Raw genomic sequence first — 17,513 nt, 5'->3', positions numbered from 1 at the left:
ACAATGGGCGCAGAAAGTGCCGCCATCGCTGAATTGGGTGTGCTGATCTATCCAGGCGCGCAAATGGCGGCGGTGCATGGTCTGACCGATCTGTTTGCGGTGGCCAACCGGATTGCCGCCGAACATCAGGCCGCGCAGTTGCCTGTGCTGCGGGTCAGTCACTGGCAGGTCGAAGGTGAGCAGCCGCCAACGCGCACTTACGCCAGTCATGCGGGTGACGACAGGGCTTTGCTGGCGGTGCTGATTCCGCCATCGATCGCCGGGTTCTCGGCGGCGCAAGCGCCGGCCAGCCTGATGCAATGGTTACGGGATCAACATGCCCACGGTGCGACGCTGGGCGGGGTTTGCGTAGGCTCGCTGATGTTGGCTGAAAGCGGTCTGCTCGACGGCCGCAGCGCCACCACCCATTGGACCTCGGCCAAGGCCTTCGCCGAGCGTTACCCAAAGATCAAGCTCAAGGCTGATACCCCGATTGTCGACGACGGCGACTTGATCACCACGGCCGGATTGATGGCTTGGTCGGAACTCGGATTACGCCTGGTCGACAGGTTGCTTGGGCCGAGCATTGCCACCGGCACCGCGCGATTTCTGGTGATAGAGCACAGTGACAGCGCCAGTGAGTGCGGCAGTAATTTCGCGCCGATACTCGGGCATGGCGATGCGGCGATTCTCAAGGTTCAGCATTGGCTGCAAAGCACCGGCGCGACGGATGTTTCCTTGGCGGCGATGGCGGAGCGGGCGGGGTTGGAAGAACGTACCTTTCTGCGCCGGTTCCGCGCGGCAACCGGTTTGAAACCGACCGAGTACTGCCAGCATCTGCGGGTGGGCAAGGCACGGGAAATGCTCGAATTCAGTAATGGCACGATTGATCACATTGCGTGGACGGTGGGTTATCAGGATCCGGGTGCGTTTCGTGCGATCTTCAAGAAGATTACCGGGCTGGCGCCGAGTGATTATCGGGCGCGGTTTGGTGTGTCCCCAAACCCGAAGCCGACGAATATCTAATGTGGGAGCGAGCCTGCTCGCGATTGCGATTCGTCAATTAAGAACAGGTCGACTGACCCACTGCTATCGCGAGCAGGCTCACTCCTACAGGCGACCGTGTAAGGTTCGGGATCGTGCAATTTGCCGGGGTTTTGCGCGCGGTCGTGCAGATTGAAACAGGCGCGGTGCCAGTACGATTCCGGCAAGTTTCTGATTAGGCTAGGATTTTTGTGGAGCAGCCGTTGGCCTGATCTCTGCACCTCTCACCGCCACAGTCATCGAACCGATGGAAGGGGGACGCATGACCCCGACACCCAGCAGGAAAATCGTGGTTGCCCATTCGGTGCGCCCTGACGCGCCGCAGCACGAAGTGCAAACCAATAAAGCTCTGGCGCGTTGGCTGGCGCAGATTCTCGGATGCAAATTTGGCGGCAGTTACGATCCGGACAAACATCGCGGTCGTGACCTGTATCTGCTACCGACGCAAACCATCGTCGGTAATGCCAGCGCTCAGCAACTCGGCATCAAAGGTCCGGACGATTTGTGGGGTGGCTTTGTCGAGCACGATTTCATCTGCACCAAAGCCATTAGCCACGGCCTGCGCAGTCATCTGGCTCAGGCGCCGCAAGGCTGGTCGCCATTATTTTCCGAGCGAACGCGCAATGTGGTGCTCGACGGGCTCAGCGTGTTCTCGCTGGAGGATGCGCGGCCCGCTGCCGAGCATTTGCTGTACAACGGCCCGATTCGTTTGAAGCCGGTTCACGCCTGCGCCGGTCGGGGGCAGGAAGTGATCAAAAACCTCGACGCCTTCGACGAAATTCTTGCCCGGCCTGACATTGAAAAGCAGTTCAGCGAAGGCGTGGTGCTTGAGCAGGACCTGAGCGATGTCGTCACCCACAGCGTCGGCCAGTCATTCATCGGCGACAAAGTGTTGAGCTACTGCGGTGATCAATACTTGACCAACGATGCCCACGGTGAAGACGTGTACGGCGGCTCGAACCTGTTGGTCGTGCAGGGTGGGTATGACGAACTGCTGAAGCTCGACCTGCCCGACGATGTGCGTCTGGCCATTGAGCAGGCGCAGGTTTTCGACGCTGCCGCCAATGAAGCCTATCCGCGCTTCTATGCTTCGCGGCGCAACTACGACATCGCCCAAGGTCTGGACAGCAAGGGCAAAAACCGCAGCGGTGTGCTCGAACAATCGTGGCGCATGGGCGGTGCCAGCAGTGCTGAAGTCGCCGCGTTGCAAAGCTTCGTCAACGATCCGGGGATGCGCGCGATCCGTGTGTCTTCGGTAGAAACCTACATCGATCAGCCGTTGCCGGCGGATGCCATCGAGGTCTATCGCGGCCCGGCTGAGAACAGCGAATTTCTCCTCAAATACGTTACGGTCAAATCCTATGACGGCTAGAAGCGAAAGCATTCAAATCGACATTGATGATGAACAGATGAGCGGGACCTTTCTCAGTCCCAAATCGAAAGTGCCTGGCGTGTTGTTTGTCCACGGTTGGGGCGGTAGTCAGGAGCGTGATCTGGAGCGGGCCAAAGGCATCGCGGGTCTCGGGTGTGTGTGCCTGACTTTCGACTTGCGCGGACATACCGGCGGTACCGGGATTCCGCTGACCCGCGTTACCCGCGAAGACAATCTGCGTGATCTGCTCGCGGCGTATGACCGCTTGCTCGCGCATCCGGCGCTCGACACTTCGGCCATCGCCGTGGTCGGCACCAGTTATGGTGGGTATCTGGCGGCCATCCTTACCTCATTGCGTCCTGTACGCTGGCTGGCACTGCGCGTACCGGCGCTGTATCGCGATGAGCAATGGCACACACCCAAGCGCGATCTGGACAAGGCTGATCTGCGTGATTACCGCAGCACGCTGGTGCGGGCTGACACCAATCGGGCGCTGCATGCCTGTTCACAATTCACCGGGGATGTTTTGCTGGTGGAGTCGGAAACCGATGATTACGTGCCCCATGCGGCGATCATGAGTTACCGCGCGGCGTGTCAGCAGACCCATTCACTGACGCACCGGATTATCGATGGCGCCGATCATGCGTTGAGCGAACCGGTGTCGCAGCAGGCCTACACCTCGATTCTGGTGGACTGGATTACCGAGATGGTTGTGGGCGAGCGGTTGAGCATTATTCAATCAGCATGATTTTTTAGTGTTCTTTCTAACGCTATCGCGAGCAGGCTCACTCCTACATTTTGGAATGCGTTCACTTGTAGGAGTGAGCCTGCTCGCGATAGCGATTTCGAATTCAAAAACTAACTCAAGAGGGGTTTTTCTCGATCCGAAGCGCCTTGGCCTTGGCCTCAACCACCAGATACATCACCACCGTAATTAACAACGGCAACAGAAAATAAATCGCCCGATACGCCAGCAATCCCGCCACCAGACTGCCGCGTGAAGCCTCGTGTTGCAGCAGCGCCACAAACACTGCCTCCAACACCCCAAGCCCCGCCGGAATATGCGTGATGACCCCGGCAATCGCACTGATCAACAGCACGCCCAGCACCAACGGATAATCGAGCTTGCTCGGCAGCAAAGTGAAAATCACCGCTGCCATCAGCGACCAGTTCAACGCGCCCAGCAGCAGTTGCAGGACCGCCATGCGCAACGACGGCAGATTGATTTCCACGCCGCGAATCGACCACTCACGGCGCTTGGAAAACTGGCACGCGGCGAGATAACCGGCACTGATCAGTAGCAACAGCACGCCGATGCCTTGCAGCGCACTGCTGCTGATTTTCCAGCCCGGCGGCATTGTCACCAGCCCACTGCTGAACACCACGCCGGCAATGGTCATGTAGCCGAACCAATTGGTCGCCAGGCTCAAACCGAGGATCTTCGCGATGTTGCTTTTGCTCACCCCAAGACGCGAATACAGCCGATAACGCATGGCGATGCCGCCAACCCAGGCGCTCAGGTTCAGGTTGAACGCATAGCTGATGATCCCCACCGGCAGGATCTGTTTCCAGGTCAGGTCCTGACGAATGTAAGTACGGCCGATCAGATCAAAACTGGCGTACACGAGAAAACTCAGCAGTGTCAGGCTGGCGGCGATGATCAGTGTGCGCAGCTTGAAGTCGGCAAGGGTTTGCAGCACTTCGGCCCACTCGATGCGCGTGGCGAACAGCGTCAGCAAGACGATCAGTGCGAGGAAAAACAGCAGGCTCAACGGGCGTTTCCAGCGACTCCATTTCGAGTGAGTCGCTGGTGCCGAATGGCTGCTCGAATGCGCTTCGGAATGGCTCATGGCGTGTTTCCTCGAAATGGCTTGAGCCGTGGTTTGTGCGCCGGCAGCCAACCGGCCATCGCCGGAAAATGCCGCAAAAAGTGGAACACCAGAAAACCCACGGTCATGTGCCAGATTCGACCACGCGGGGACTTGCTCGGGTCCATGGCTTTGCAGTGGTTCCGGCTGAGGTCTTCGAGGCGCTCGAACAGATGCTGATTGAACGCGCGGTCGCGGATCAGCACGTTGGCTTCCAGGTTCAGGGAGAGGCTCAGCGGGTCGAGATTGCTTGAGCCGACGGTGCTCCATTCCTCGTCGACCAGCGCCACTTTGCCGTGCAGCGGGCGCTGGCAATATTCGTGGATCTGCACGCCGGCCTTGAGCAAGTAGTCGTAGGTCATGCGCGCCGCCAGTTTGGCCACCAGCATGTCCGGTTGCCCCTGCAGAATCAGGCGCACCTCGACGCCGCGCCGCGCCGCGTTACGGATCTCGCGCAGCAAACGATAGCCGGGAAAGAAGTAGGCGTTGGCAATCACCACGCGGCGTTTGGCGCGGCGCAGTACCTGTAAGTACACATCCTCGATATCGGTGTTGTGTTGATCGTTGTCACGGAACACCAGACGCACTTGGCCATCGAGATCGTTGAAGGCCATTTCCGCACGCCGCTGGCGCCGGCGTTGCCACCAGAACCGTGCACGTCCGGGACGACCGCTTTGCAGCAAGGCGAAATGATGGATGTCGGTAACCGCCGGGCCCTGAACTTCCACCGCATAATCCTGCTTGGCTTCGGGGCCGAAGTCGGCCAGGTGATCACCGGAAAAATTGATTCCGCCAACGAACGCAACCAGTCCGTCGACCACGACGATCTTGCGATGCAAACGGCGGAACCAGTTGGTGCGAATACCCAGGTGCTTCGGTGCTGGATCGAAAATCTGCAGGTGCACCCCGGCCTCGCTCAACGCCGTCAGATAACCGGTGGTCAATTCGCCACAGCCGAAACCGTCAAAGCTGACCGTGGTGCGAACGCCACGCTGTGCTGCGTCGATCAGAATCTCCTGCAGTTCGGCGCCGACCTTGTCTTCGAAAACGATAAAGGTCTCGAGGAGGATTTCACTCTTTGCCGCGCGCATCGCGGCGAACACCCGCGGGAAATATTCTTCGCCGTTTTCCAGCAACTCGACACGGTTGTTGCCCTGCCAGTGGTACTCGACATCGACCTGGCCGGGCTCGCGGGTCGGCGGGGTGATGGCGACCGGTTCCACGGCGGATTTCTCCAGCGGCGCGCTGCTCATAGTTCGATCTCTACCGATAAAGGAACGTGGTCGGAAAGGTGCGACCAGGGCCGGTTCGCCAGGACTTTCGGCTGGCTGGCCTTGAGGTTGCGCACGTAAATACGATCAAGCCGAAGTGCTGGCAGGCGCGCGGGAAAGCTGCGCGCCGGTTTGCCCTGGTGCTCGGCGAATACTTCGCGCAGGCCGCAGGGTTTGAGCTGCGCATCGGCGCGCTGGCGCCAGTCGTTGAAATCGCCCGCGACGATCACCGGTGCGTCGTCGGGCAACTCCGCCAGGCGTTGCATGAGTAAATCCAGTTGGGCGTTGCGATGACTTTCGCGCAGGCCCAGATGCACGCAGATCGCATGCACTTCGGTGCCGTCACCGGGCAGGCGCAGGACGCAATGGAGCAGGCCACGGTTCTCATGGCCGCTGATCGATACGTCGAGGTTGTCGTGGCGAATGATTTGGAATTTCGACAGCAGCGCGTTGCCGTGATCGCCCTCCGGGTACACCGCGTTGCGCCCATAGGCGAACTGCGGCCAGAGGCTGTCGGCGAGGAATTCGTATTGCGGCATCGTCGGCCAATTGTTGTAGCGCTTGGGGTGCTGTTCGTGGGTGCCATGGACTTCCTGCAGAAACACCACGTCGGCGGCGACGCTGCGCACCGCTTCGCGCAACTCCGGCAGGATGAAACGCCGGTTGAGGGCGGTGAAACCCTTGTGGGTATTGACCGTCAGCACGGTGAACGTGCGTACCGATGGCGCGACTACCGAACCTTCGTCTGTAAAACCGACCGGTTCTGGAATACTCATGCCAACACTCCTTCGCCAGCGGGTTCGCCGGGGGTGGTGACGAGGTCTTTATCCAGTTCGAAACGGTGCAGCAGATCACGGGCGTCGTACGGCGCGCGGACTTTGATGTCGTTGTCGAAATAGCAGAACACTTCGCGAGACTTGCGTGCGCGTGGCTTCAAGCGTGGTGCGATCAGATGAGCATCCTTTGGTTGCTCGCCGTGATGCCAAGCGTCAATGCGCTCGGCCCAGCGTTTGAGTGCCGGTGCTGTGTAGCCACTGGCGTACAGCTCTTCGGCACCGTGCAGGCGCAAGTAGACAAAGTCGCTGGTGAGATCTTCGCGGTATGGCCATTTATCGGCAGTGTCGGCGATCACCAGTGCGGTGTTGTAGCGCTTCAATAGGCGCACAAAATCGGGATCAAGGAAGCTGTCGTTGCGGATTTCCACAGCGTGGCGCAGCGGTTTTCTACGCCAGGCTTTCATGCTCGCGTGACCGTGCAGATGAGCGTCGTGTTGCCGGGCGAGGGTGGCGGCGGCTTCGGTATCGTGGGGCAGTAGCGCGAGGAAATGTTCAAAGCGCTCAGGCTCGAATGTGAAGTTCGGCGGGAACTGCCAAAGGATCGGCCCGAGCTTTTCCTTGAGCTCCAGCACCCCCGAGGCGAAGAAATTGGCCAGAGGCTTTTCGATGTCGCGCAAGCGGCGGATGTGGGTGATGAAGCGCGGCGCCTTAACGCTGAAAACGAAGTCGTCCGGTGTTTCGGCGTACCACTGCGAATAGCGTTCGGGCCGTTGCAGGGCGTAGAACGATCCATTGATTTCGATGCTGTTGACCGCCCGCGAAGCGAACTGCAATTCGCGTTTCTGCGCCAGTCCCTTGGGGTAGAAGTCCCCGCGCCACGGTGCGTAGCGCCAGCCGGAAATACCGATGTGGATCGTTGCCATGCCGCCCTCCGTCGAAAGTCCTCGTGTTGCCGGTATCTTTTGATGACTGCGGGCGGCTGGGGAAAGTTTCGATGGTGTTACGGACGGTCACGTCTTGAGGCGAAGATCAAAAGCGCTCCCCCTCACCCCAACCCTCTCCCCCAGAGGGGGCGAGGGGAAGGGAGCAGATCTTCAGGGTTTTCAGGGTTTGAGTTCGACTCCGGACTTGCAAGTCGGTGTACTTCTCGCAGGCAACTCGGTCAGCTCCCTCTCACGCTGGGAGAGGGCGAGGGGAGCTGATCTTCAGGGTTTTCAGGATTTGAGTTCGACTCAGGACTTTCAGGTCGATGTACTTTTCGCAGGCAACTCGGTCGGCTCCCTCTCCCTCTGGGAGAGGGCTGGGGTGAGGGTGCTCTTGAACTTGCTGTGCAATTACCGATCAGTTCCTTACAGGTTCAGCCAAGGGAGATCGGAGTTTTGATCAAGTTCAGGATCGCCATGCTGCTGGGAGCACTGCTGTTTCTCGGCGCCAGTGAAATCGACGCCGCCGCGTTGCCGGGCATCCCGGCCGCCGCCGAAGAGGCGGAAAAACCTGAACCGATTGTGCAGGGCGGTCTGCTCGGTGCAATCAGTTCGAGCATCGACGACGTCCAGGACAAGCTCGATCTCAACGAACACCTGGTCGACGCCTGGCGCCTGCGCGCCGATCGCGCCGCTGATGAAGTCGATAAACTGGTCAACCAATCCTCGAACCGCTCGGGCTGGAGCGTCGCCGGGGACTTCCTCACGCTGTCGGGCGTCTGGCTAGGCAGTTTCGCGTTGTTGACCGTGCTCGGCAGTTTGATGGCCAAGCGTCTGCGTGAGGGCCGCTGGTTGCGCACCCGCCAGCGCAGTCAGGATCTGATTGGTTACTTGCTGCCGTACACCGTGCCGGCGCTGATCTGCCTGCCGCTGACGCTGTACGTCAGCCATTTTCTGCAAGCTTCGGTCGGCCGCGCGCTGGCGCTGTGTCTGGCCTACGCCACCAGCAGCGGCATCTTTTCCACCTCGATGTTGTTGTGCGTGGTGGTGATGTTCAACGTCGGCCATAAACGTCCGGCGGCGCGGATCATTCGTGATTATTGCCCGCGTCCGCTGTTCCTGATCGGCTTCCTCGCGGCCCTCAGCGATGCGCTGACCAGCCCGCAGATCGCCCGACAACTGGGCGGTAACATCACCAGCAGTATCGCGGTGTTCACCGGGCTGATCGCCTCGATAATTTTTGGTTTGCTGGTGATTCGCCTGCGTCGTCCGGTGGCGCATCTGATCCGCAATCGTTCACTGAGTCAGCGGCTGAAACAACCCTCGTTGCAGGAGTCGCTGCGGATTTTCTCGGGGCTGTGGTATTGGCCAATCGTGCTGATGGTGCTGGTCTCGGCAGTGAATCTGATTGGCATCGGCGAGGACAATCAGAAGGCCCTGCGTTGCGCGTTGTTCACCACGGTGTTGCTGATCGGCACGGTGTTCCTCAGTACGATCCTGCAGCATCTGTTCAAGTCACGAAAGGCTGAGGCAATCCAGCGCAGCAGCGCTTACAAAGAACGTTTTCTCAGCCTGTTGCACGCCTTGCTGCGGATCGTCATCGCTATCGCATTCATCGATATCCTCGGGCGAATCTGGGGTGTGTCGCTGCTCGATTTTGCCCAGAGCAGCACGGTTGGACGAGCCATCAGTAACGCGCTGAGCAGCATTGGCCTGATCTTCCTGGTGACGTGGTTGCTGTGGGTGGTGCTCGACACAGCGATTCAGGAAGCGTTGAAGCCGCCGCTCAGCAAACGCGCGGCGCGCCAGCCGAGCACACGGGTGAAAACCATCCTGCCGCTGCTGCGCAACGCGATCAAAATCATCCTCGTGGTGATCTGCGCAATCACCACTATGGCCAATCTGGGGATCAACGTTGCGCCACTGCTGGCCGGTGCCGGGGTGGTCGGGCTGGCCATCGGGTTCGGTTCGCAGCAACTGGTGCAGGACGTGATTACCGGATTGTTCATCATCATCGAAGACACACTGTCGATTGGCGATTGGGTGGTGCTTGATTCCGGGCATGCCGGCACCGTCGAAGGGCTGACCATCCGCACTCTGCGTCTGCGCGACGGCAAGGGCTTTGTGCACTCGGTGCCGTTCGGCCAGATCAAAGCGGTGACCAATCAATCGCGGCAGTTTGCCTTTGCGTTTTTCTCGGTGCAGTTCACTTACGACACTGATGTGGATAAAGCCATCGAGCTGATTCGCGAGACCGGTGACTCGATCCGCGAAGACCCGTTCCTAAAGTACAACCTGCAAGGGCCGCTGGATGTGTTTGGTGTCGACAAGATGGATTTGAACGGCGTGGTGCTGACGGCGCAGTTCCGCACGGTATCCGGTGGGCAGTATGCGGTGAGCCGGGCGTTCAACCAGCGTTTGAAGAAGCTTGTGGATAACAGCCCGCTGGTGCATTTCGCGCAGACTTATCCACAGCAGGTTTTGTTGCCGAATCGGCAGCAGGAGGGTGAGGTCGTGGCGAGCGAGGTGCCGCAGGAATCGCGGACTTAACGAGTGGATTTTGGGTGGGAATGCCGGCGCTATCGCGAGCAGGCTCACTCCTACAGGGGAACGCATTCCAAATGTAGGAGTGAGCCTGCTCGCGATGGCGCCAGACCCGCCAACCTCAATGCCGGATCAGCTTGCCGCGCACCTGCTCCATGCCGATCTGATCCAGCTCCAGCCAGAACTGCTGCTTGCCGGCAATCTCCGCCGCCGCCGGCAAACCATCGCGATAGACCAACCGATTACTCACCAGTGCTGGCACTTTCACCCCCGGCAACAACGTCCCGGCCAGATTCAGCGGGTCCACCCCGCACACCGCGACCAGACTACCGTCATGCGGCCGCCGCCGTACTTCGCGCAACAGCGGAATCGCCTCAGGCAAGGCAAACTGCTCCCCCGCCAGACCACTGACAAACCGTCCACCGCGAATCTCGCCGCGCGCTTCCAGTCGATGAAACGTGCGCAGCAATTCGCGCCAACTCGGCAACCAGTCCGCCTCGCGCTCCAGCAAGCGCCAGAACACCACGCCATAGCGGCGCAACAACGTCATCGCGACATGTTCCAGCGTCTCGCTGTTATCCACAGCCGCCCCGCGCCGCAGCAAGGCCCAGCGCCCGGCATCATCCATCCCACCGATAAACGCCCCGCGCCCACGCCGACTGTTGCGCTGCTGGCGCTTGCTCGCCGGGGTGATCAGCGCGCGTAGGCCGGCGAAGCTGTCGGCGTTCACCAGGCCGGCGCCGACCAGTTCCTGCAAGGCGATTTCCAGCTCGGTGCGCAGCAGATGCGCTTCATGACTCAGCTCGTCAAAAAACAGCGCACCGTGTTGACTCAAGGCTTCAAAGACCTTCTGGGTTTTCGGCGAAAGTTCGCTCACCGGCGTCTGTTCGGCTAGCGCACTCCACAGGCCGACCTGACTGCGCGGCAGCAGCACGATAGGCGTGCTGCGCAACGCCGTACCGCTGATTTTTTGCCGGGCACTGAGGCGCGTCCACACCAGTTTGCCGTTGCGGCACAGCTCATCCAGCCAACTTGGCGAATAGTCTTTTAATCGCGCCGGGAGGATATCGCTGTCCCACGCCGAAGCCGCCGCCGCGTAGCCTTCGAACTGGCCGATAATCGCCGGCAACACGGCTCTACCCTGACCGCGAGTAGAAGGCGAGAGATGCTGCCAGTCGAACAGAAACCGCATGAAATCCTGCAGAGCTACCGGTTCGATTTCCCGGCGCAGGCGCTTGACCGTGTAGCGATGAATGCGCGCGAGCAGATGCCGTTCGCACCATTCTTCTACTTCCAATCCCGGCGTGAATTGGCCGCGCAGCACGTAACCTTCGCGCTCCAGTTGGGCGAGGGCTTGATGGACTTCAGTGGCCTGCAACGCGAGCGGTTCGGCAATCGCGGATAATGGCAGCGGTCCGAAGGCACCGAGGCGCGCGCGGATCACTTCGACCAGCGCTTCATCGAACGTCCACGCCTCATCGAATCCCGGCAACGCCTCCAGTTCGGCTTGCAATTTGGCCTGTGGATAAAGCGCTTGCAGACACGTTAGGCGTTCGCGGGCCAGCCACAAGCCATGCTCGGCATCGATCTGTAGACGGCAGGCGCGACCACTGCTGGCCAGATTTTCCAGCCATGCACGCCAGCCTTCGTTCGTTTGCACTTCCTCATCGCTGATGCACGCCAGGCTCATCAGCGCCTCATGCATTTCATCCACAGCGTTCGGCGTCGGCCAGGCTTCTGCGCGCACAGCGTTTATGGCGTCCGCATCCAGCGCGCCGAGATCATCGGTCGATTGCGGATCGCTCCAGCGCCGGTTGATCACCGCTTGAGTGCGACGTTCTTCCAGCGGTGCATCGTCGAGAAAGGTGTACGGCCGCGCACTGAGAATTTCTGCGGCGAGCGGCGAGGGCGCCGGCAAGTCGCGGCTGATCAAGCGCACGTCGCCACGCTCCATGCGCCGCAGCAAATTCAACCAGCCTTCGCTGTCCATCGCTTCATGCAGGCAATCGTCGAGGGTTTGCTCGATCAGTGGATGCTCGGGAATTTCCCGTTCGCCGGCGAGGTTTTCCAGACAGGCGATTTGGTCGGGAAATATGCTGGCGATCAGGTCTTCGCTTTTCATCCGCTGCAACTGTGGCGCGACTTTGCGCCCGCCGGTAAAACGCGGCAATGCCAGTGCCACCCCGGCATTCCAGCGCCAGCGCACGCCGAACAGCGGCGCATCGAGTACGGCTTGAATAAGGATGTGCTCGGCGCTGTTGCTGTGCAGGTAACGCCAGACGTCATCGAGTTCAAAGCTGTGGCTGGTGGACAGCGACAGGACGATCGCGTCTTCGCTGGCGGCGGCCTGCAATTCGAAGTTGAAGGTGCGGCAGAAACGCTTGCGCAGGGCCAGGCCCCAGGCGCGGTTGATGCGACTGCCGAACGGTGAGTGGATGATCAATTGCGTGCCGCCGGACTCGTCGAAAAAACGCTCCATCAGCAGCGTGTCTTGCGAGGGCAGGGCGCCGAGGGTTTGGCGGGCGCGGGCCAGGTATTCGACCAGTTGCTCGGCGCTGGCGAGGTTGAGGCCGAGGGTCTGAGTCAGCCAGTCGAGTGCCGGTTGCAGATTGCCGGGGCTGTCGCTGAGCAGTTCATCGAGCTGTGCTTGCAGACGTGCGACAGCCGATGACAATTCATCGCTGCGCCCCGGCGCTTCGCCGAGCCAGAACGGAATGGTCGGCGGCTGGCCGTGGGCATCCTCAACGCGGACCTTGCCGGTTTCCACGCGCAGGATGCGATAGGAGGTGTTGCCGAGCTGGAACACGTCGCCGGCAATACTTTCTACTGCGAAGTCTTCGTTGACGCTGCCGATGTTCAGGCCTTGCGGCTCGAGCATGACGCTGTAGTCGGCGTTATCGGGAATGGTGCCGCCGCTGGTCACGGCGGTCAGTTGTGAACCGCGACGGCCACGCAAGGTGCGGCTGACGGCGTCGCGGTGCAGGTAGGCGCTGCGGATGCCCTGGCGACCGTTGTAGCCTTCGGCGAGCATGCTCAGCAGGGCCTGATAGTGTCTTTCGTCGAGATCGCGGTAGGGCGAGGCGCGGCGGAACATCGCCAGCAAGGCGTCCTCCGGCCATTCCTGACAACTGACTTCGGCGATGATCTGCTGCGCTAAAACATCCAGCGGCGCGACCGGGATGTGCAGGGTGTCGAGTTCGCCTCGGCGCACGCAGTCGAGCAGGGCGGTGCATTCGATCAAGTCGTCGCGGGTGGTGGCGAACAATCGACCCTTGGGTGTGCCGCCCACCTGGTGCCCGGAGCGGCCAACACGTTGCAGAAAACCGGCGATAGAGCGCGGTGAGGCAATCTGGCAGACCAGATCGACTTCGCCGATATCGATGCCCAGTTCCAGCGAGGCGGTAGCGATCAATACCTGCAGTTCGCCGCGCTTGAGTCGTTGTTCGGCGTCCAGGCGAAACTCCTTGGCCAGACTGCCGTGATGCGCGGCTACGGCGTGTTTGCCCAGGCGTTCGCTGAGGTGCCGGCTCAGGCGTTCGGCCAGGCGCCGGGTGTTGACGAAAATCAGCGTGGTGCGGTGCACGCGCGCAAGTTCTGCGAGCCGATCGTAGACCCGTTCCCAGACATCATTGGCCATGACGGCCGACAAGGGCACTGGCGGCACCTCAATACCCAGATCCCGTGGCCGGGCGTGGCCAATGTCAATAATTTCGCAGGGACGGTCGTGGCCGACGAGAAATTGCGCCACGGCTTCCACCGGTTTCTGCGTGGCGGACAGGCCTACGCGGGTCAGCGGTTCTCTGCATAACGCCTGCAGTCGCTCAAGGCTCAGGGCCAGATGACTGCCGCGTTTGCCGGCGGCCATCGCGTGGATTTCATCGATGATCACCGTGCGCGTGGTGCCGAGCATTTTTCGTCCTGACTCCGAACCGAGCAGCACGTAGAGCGATTCCGGGGTGGTCACCAGAATGTGCGGCGCGGTCTTGCGCATGGCCGCGCGTTCTTTTTGCGGGGTGTCGCCAGTGCGCACGGCGGTGGTGATTGCCAGCCCAGGCAGATTCATCTGCCGCAGGTGTTCGGTGATCCCCGCCAATGGGTTTTGCAGGTTGATGCGAATGTCGTTGGAAAGCGCCTTCAGTGGCGAGACGTAGACCACCAGGGTTTCGTCGGGCAGGCCGTCGGGATCTTCCAGGCCTCGGTGGACGAGGTCGTCGAGCACGGCCAGAAACGCAGTGAGGGTTTTGCCGGAGCCGGTGGGCGCGGCGATCAGCGTCGAACGGCGCTGGCGGATCAACGGCCATGCGCGGGCCTGGGCGGCGGTGACCGTCGCGAATGTGTTGCTGAACCAGGCACTGACGGCGGGGTGAAAGCCTGCCAGGGCCGCGTCCGTGGGGATGGGCAGATTCATGGCTTAAGTTATGCGGGCACGGGTGTGAAGATGCAAGTACCGTTCGGGCCTCATCGCGAGCAGGCTCACTCCTACAGGGGAATGCATTTCAATTGTAGGAGTGAGCCTGCTCGCGATGGCGCCAGTCGAAGCGCTACAAATATCCGGGATGTACACTTTACGGATGACGGTTGCGCACTAAACCCGCAAAATGCAACGATTCCGGCAATTATCGACGACGGTTTCACAAGAACCGTCGCTAAAGCCATCGTTCCAATCAGACTGGGCCTGCTGACTCTATGCGAATGCGCCTTATGTTACTGGGCGGCGGAAATGCCCTTGGGCAGGCGCTGATTCGCCTCGGTGCAGAGGAAGACATCGGTTTCCTCGCCCCCCGCCCGCCCGAAAACGGCTGGGATGCCGCGAGCCTGACCCAATTGCTCGACGACACCCGTCCCGATGCATTGATCAACCTCGCCTACTATTTCGACTGGTTCCAGGCCGAAACCGTCAGCGAAAGCCGCATGGCCGGGCAGGAACGTGCGATCGAGCGTCTGGCCGAACTGTGCCAGCACCACAACATCGTCCTCGTGCAGCCCTCCAGTTATCGGGTGTTCGATGGTTCGCGGGCCACGGCGTACAGCGAAAAAGACGAACCGGTACCATTGGGCCTGCGCGGTCAGGCGTTGTGGCGAATTGAACAAAGTGTGCGCGCCACTTGCCCGCAACACGTTTTGCTACGATTTGGCTGGTTGCTCGACGACAGCCCGGAGGGCACCCTCGGGCGCTTCCTCGCTCGTGCCGAGCAGCCAGAAGAATTGCTCCTGGCCGATGATCGCCGGGGTAACCCGACGCCGGTCGATGACGCCGCACGGGTGATTATTTCCGTGCTCAAGCAACTCGATTGCGCCGCGCCACTGTGGGGCACTTACCACTACGCCGGCCACGAAGCGACCACACCGCTGGCGCTGGGTCAGGCGATTCTGACCGAAGCGCGCAGCCTGCACGCCCTAGCGATCGAAGCACCAACCGCCCAGGCTCACGCCGCGCGACCGGACGCTGCCGAAGAGCCGCAACACGCGGTGCTGGCCTGCAAGAAAATTCTGCACACTTTCGGGATTAAACCGCGCGCCTGGCGCGCCGCACTCCCGGGCTTACTGGATAGGTTCTACCGTCATGGCTGAAGGGACTGTTTTAATCACCGGCGGAGCCGGCTTCATTGGCTCGCACCTGACCGACGCCTTGCTTGCCAAGGGGCATTCGGTGCGCATTCTCGACGATCTGTCGACCGGCAAGCGCAGCAACCTGCCGCTGGATAATCCGCAGGTTGAGCTGATTGTCGGCGATGTCGCCGATGCGACGCTGGTGGCCAGAGCCATGCAAGGCTGCAGCGCAGTCGCTCACCTGGCGGCCGTGGCGTCGGTGCAGGCCTCGGTGGACGATCCGGTGAAAACTCACCAGAGCAACTTCATCGGCACGCTGAATGTCTGCGAAGCCATGCGTCTGGCCGGGGTCAAGCGCGTGTTGTACGCCTCCAGCGCGGCGGTGTACGGCAACAATGGCGAGGGCGAGTCGATTGATGAAGAAACGCCCAAAGCCCCATTGACGCCTTACGCTTCGGACAAGCTGGCGGGCGAACATTATTTCGATTTCTATCGCCGCCAGCATGGCCTGGAGCCGGTGATTTTCCGCTTCTTCAATATCTTCGGCCCACGTCAGGATCCGTCCTCGCCGTACTCCGGTGTGATCAGCATCTTCAGTGAGCGCGCGCAGAAAGGCTTGCCGATTACCGTGTTCGGCGATGGTGAGCAGACGCGTGATTTCCTCTATGTCGAAGATCTGGTTGATTTGCTGGTACAGGGCATCGAAAAACCTGAGGTGGAAGTCGGTGCGGTGAATGTTGGATGGAATCAGGCGATGAGCCTCAAGCAAATGCTTGAAGCCCTGCAAGCGGTGGTCGGTGAGCTGCCGCCGATCAGCTATGGCCCGGCGCGTTCCGGTGATATCCGTCATTCCCGGGCGAATAACGCTCGTCTGCTGGAACGCTTCAAGCTGCCGCAGCAGACGCCGATGAGCGTGGGGTTGGCGCGGTTGTTGGGACGAGCCTGAAAAGAGCCCCTCATCGGAACGCCGCCCGCCTAACCCTCTCCCAGAGGGAGAGGGGACTGACCGTAGCGTTTGTGAGAAATGCGCCGACGTGAAATACCGAGTCGAACTTGGATTTGAAAAGCACCCAAATCGGCTCCCTTTCCCCCTCTCCCTGAGGGAGAGGGCTGGGGTGAGGGGGGAGACTCAAACTCACCACGCATGCCAGGCAGACATGAAAAAGGCGCCCTTTGACAGGCGCCTTTTTCACGGCCGGAATATGTCGCTACTCCTGTGGCAAGGGGATGTTATCCCCCGATCAACTGCGTACGGTCGCCGTCAGTTCTATGCCTGCTCACCACCAAGCCTCATTCACCACCACGTGAACGTTCGGTCAATCGACTTAGAACTTATAGCCCAAACCGACCATGTAGATGAACGGATCCACATCCACATTCACCCGTGCGCGAGTGCCCGGCGCAACGGCGTTGTTTTCGACGGTGGCGCGGGTGTCGATGTCGATGTAACGCACTTGGGCGTTGAGCATGATGTTGTCGGTCAGCATGTAGTCGGCACCGACCTGCCAGGCCAGACCCCAGGAGTTTTTCGCCTTGAAGTTGCTGAAACCGTTAGCACTGGCTTCGCTGCCGACGTGTTCGTCATAGATCCAGGTGTAGTTGATACCGCCACCGACATACGGCTGGAACGGCGACTTCGAATCCAGCGGGTAGTAGACGACGCTGAGGGTCGGCGGCAGGTGTTTCAGGGTGCCGAGCTTGCCGTTGGCCGCTGGCAGGGCAGTACCCTTGAGTTTGACGTCATGCTCGAACGGCGTGGCCGCGAGCAACTCGAGGCCGACGTGATCGGTAAGCATGTAAGCGAAGTTCAGACCCAATTGAGTGTCGCTGCTCATGGTCGCTTTGCCGCCCAGATTGGTGCCGCTCAACGGACCCTGATCGACCTTGACGCTGGAGCTGTCGGCTTTCGGGTTGACGGTGATCGCACCGGCGCGGATGAGGATGTCACCGGCTTCGTGGGCGTGGGCGAGCGGGGCTGCGAGCGCGAGGGCAAACAGCGAAGCGCTGAGCAAGGACTTGTTCATGGGGGCTCCGAAAGGACGTTAAAAATGTTCGATGTCCTATGGTACGAAGCCAACTGATACGGTCTTTTGACTCAGCTCAATGAAACAGTGAAGGGGCGGGTTTCTGTGGAACCTTTGAGGGCCCCATCGCTGGCAAGCCAGCTCCCACAGGTTTTGTTGTTG

12 protein-coding genes are annotated in these 17,513 nt (G+C 60.5%); 6 read left to right on the top strand and 6 right to left on the bottom strand.

What is annotated here, in order from left to right; all coding sequences use genetic code 11:
* The first annotated feature begins 3 nt into the window (after positions 1 to 3).
* The 3 genes from CKW26_RS12675 to CKW26_RS12665 all read left to right on the top strand — a co-directional run bounded on the left by CKW26_RS12675 (position 4) and on the right by CKW26_RS12665 (position 3,143).
* Positions 4 to 1,005 carry a GlxA family transcriptional regulator gene (locus tag CKW26_RS12675; RefSeq protein ID WP_095048830.1) on the top strand — a complete coding sequence of 334 codons (1,002 nt, stop codon included), beginning with the start codon at positions 4 to 6 and terminating at the stop codon, positions 1,003 to 1,005.
* A gap of 280 nt (positions 1,006 to 1,285) precedes the next feature.
* Positions 1,286 to 2,395 (top strand): DUF3182 family protein, encoded by a 1,110-nt coding sequence (locus tag CKW26_RS12670; RefSeq protein WP_095048829.1) that lies wholly within the window; start codon positions 1,286 to 1,288, stop codon positions 2,393 to 2,395.
* Positions 2,385 to 3,143, top strand: coding sequence for a S9 family peptidase (locus CKW26_RS12665; protein ID WP_093434434.1), 759 nt, complete (start codon positions 2,385 to 2,387; stop codon positions 3,141 to 3,143). Before CKW26_RS12670 ends, CKW26_RS12665 begins: the two co-directional genes overlap by 11 nt.
* A gap of 115 nt (positions 3,144 to 3,258) precedes the next feature.
* Here the strand turns inward: CKW26_RS12665 and CKW26_RS12660 are convergent, their stop codons facing one another.
* The 4 genes from CKW26_RS12660 to CKW26_RS12645 are packed head-to-tail and all read right to left on the bottom strand — an operon-like array spanning position 3,259 to position 7,233.
* Positions 3,259 to 4,245, bottom strand: a complete 987-nt coding sequence (locus CKW26_RS12660; RefSeq protein ID WP_095048828.1) for a lysylphosphatidylglycerol synthase domain-containing protein — start codon at positions 4,243 to 4,245, stop codon at positions 3,259 to 3,261.
* Positions 4,242 to 5,516: a cardiolipin synthase ClsB gene (gene clsB / locus CKW26_RS12655; protein WP_095048827.1), complete on the bottom strand. Its 1,275-nt coding sequence runs from the start codon at positions 5,514 to 5,516 to the stop codon at positions 4,242 to 4,244. Before clsB ends, CKW26_RS12660 begins: the two co-directional genes overlap by 4 nt.
* Positions 5,513 to 6,310, bottom strand: coding sequence for an endonuclease/exonuclease/phosphatase family protein (locus tag CKW26_RS12650; protein ID WP_095048826.1), 798 nt, complete (start codon positions 6,308 to 6,310; stop codon positions 5,513 to 5,515). Before CKW26_RS12650 ends, clsB begins: the two co-directional genes overlap by 4 nt.
* On the bottom strand, positions 6,307 to 7,233 hold the full coding sequence (locus CKW26_RS12645) for a DUF72 domain-containing protein (protein WP_095048825.1): 927 nt from the start codon (positions 7,231 to 7,233) through the stop codon (positions 6,307 to 6,309). Before CKW26_RS12645 ends, CKW26_RS12650 begins: the two co-directional genes overlap by 4 nt.
* 456 nt (positions 7,234 to 7,689) lie before the next feature.
* Here CKW26_RS12645 and CKW26_RS12640 point away from each other — a divergent pair, with 456 nt between their 5' ends.
* Positions 7,690 to 9,783: a mechanosensitive ion channel family protein gene (locus tag CKW26_RS12640; RefSeq protein WP_095048824.1), complete on the top strand. Its 2,094-nt coding sequence runs from the start codon at positions 7,690 to 7,692 to the stop codon at positions 9,781 to 9,783.
* Between the two features lie 115 nt (positions 9,784 to 9,898).
* Here the strand turns inward: CKW26_RS12640 and CKW26_RS12635 are convergent, their stop codons facing one another.
* On the bottom strand, positions 9,899 to 14,185 hold the full coding sequence (locus CKW26_RS12635) for a DEAD/DEAH box helicase (RefSeq protein WP_095048823.1): 4,287 nt from the start codon (positions 14,183 to 14,185) through the stop codon (positions 9,899 to 9,901).
* A gap of 278 nt (positions 14,186 to 14,463) precedes the next feature.
* Between CKW26_RS12635 and CKW26_RS12630 the strand changes: the two genes are divergently transcribed.
* Complete coding sequence (locus CKW26_RS12630) at positions 14,464 to 15,348, top strand: sugar nucleotide-binding protein (protein WP_095048822.1); 885 nt, start codon at positions 14,464 to 14,466, stop codon at positions 15,346 to 15,348.
* On the top strand, positions 15,341 to 16,273 hold the full coding sequence (locus tag CKW26_RS12625) for an NAD-dependent epimerase/dehydratase family protein (protein ID WP_095048821.1): 933 nt from the start codon (positions 15,341 to 15,343) through the stop codon (positions 16,271 to 16,273). Before CKW26_RS12630 ends, CKW26_RS12625 begins: the two co-directional genes overlap by 8 nt.
* A gap of 379 nt (positions 16,274 to 16,652) precedes the next feature.
* Here CKW26_RS12625 and CKW26_RS12620 read toward each other — a convergent pair whose 3' ends face one another.
* Positions 16,653 to 17,351: an OmpW family protein gene (locus tag CKW26_RS12620; RefSeq protein WP_007910962.1), complete on the bottom strand. Its 699-nt coding sequence runs from the start codon at positions 17,349 to 17,351 to the stop codon at positions 16,653 to 16,655.
* Positions 17,352 to 17,513: the final 162 nt, after the last annotated feature.

Source organism: Pseudomonas sp. Irchel s3h9, assembly GCF_900187475.1.
Lineage (GTDB): Bacteria > Pseudomonadota > Gammaproteobacteria > Pseudomonadales > Pseudomonadaceae > Aquipseudomonas > Aquipseudomonas neuropathica.
This window is presented reverse-complemented; position numbering and strand designations above follow the sequence as displayed.

Coding starts and splice junctions, on each gene's coding strand:
- CKW26_RS12645 (WP_095048825.1), bottom strand. CDS start 7,233: ATGGCAACGATCCACATCGGTATTTCCGGCTGGCGCTACGCACCGTGG.
- CKW26_RS12660 (WP_095048828.1), bottom strand. CDS start 4,245: ATGAGCCATTCCGAAGCGCATTCGAGCAGCCATTCGGCACCAGCGACT.
- CKW26_RS12675 (WP_095048830.1), top strand. CDS start 4: ATGGGCGCAGAAAGTGCCGCCATCGCTGAATTGGGTGTGCTGATCTAT.
- CKW26_RS12665 (WP_093434434.1), top strand. CDS start 2,385: ATGACGGCTAGAAGCGAAAGCATTCAAATCGACATTGATGATGAACAG.
- CKW26_RS12670 (WP_095048829.1), top strand. CDS start 1,286: ATGACCCCGACACCCAGCAGGAAAATCGTGGTTGCCCATTCGGTGCGC.
- CKW26_RS12620 (WP_007910962.1), bottom strand. CDS start 17,351: ATGAACAAGTCCTTGCTCAGCGCTTCGCTGTTTGCCCTCGCGCTCGCA.
- CKW26_RS12650 (WP_095048826.1), bottom strand. CDS start 6,310: ATGAGTATTCCAGAACCGGTCGGTTTTACAGACGAAGGTTCGGTAGTC.
- CKW26_RS12635 (WP_095048823.1), bottom strand. CDS start 14,185: ATGAATCTGCCCATCCCCACGGACGCGGCCCTGGCAGGCTTTCACCCC.
- CKW26_RS12625 (WP_095048821.1), top strand. CDS start 15,341: ATGGCTGAAGGGACTGTTTTAATCACCGGCGGAGCCGGCTTCATTGGC.
- CKW26_RS12630 (WP_095048822.1), top strand. CDS start 14,464: ATGCGAATGCGCCTTATGTTACTGGGCGGCGGAAATGCCCTTGGGCAG.
- clsB (WP_095048827.1), bottom strand. CDS start 5,516: ATGAGCAGCGCGCCGCTGGAGAAATCCGCCGTGGAACCGGTCGCCATC.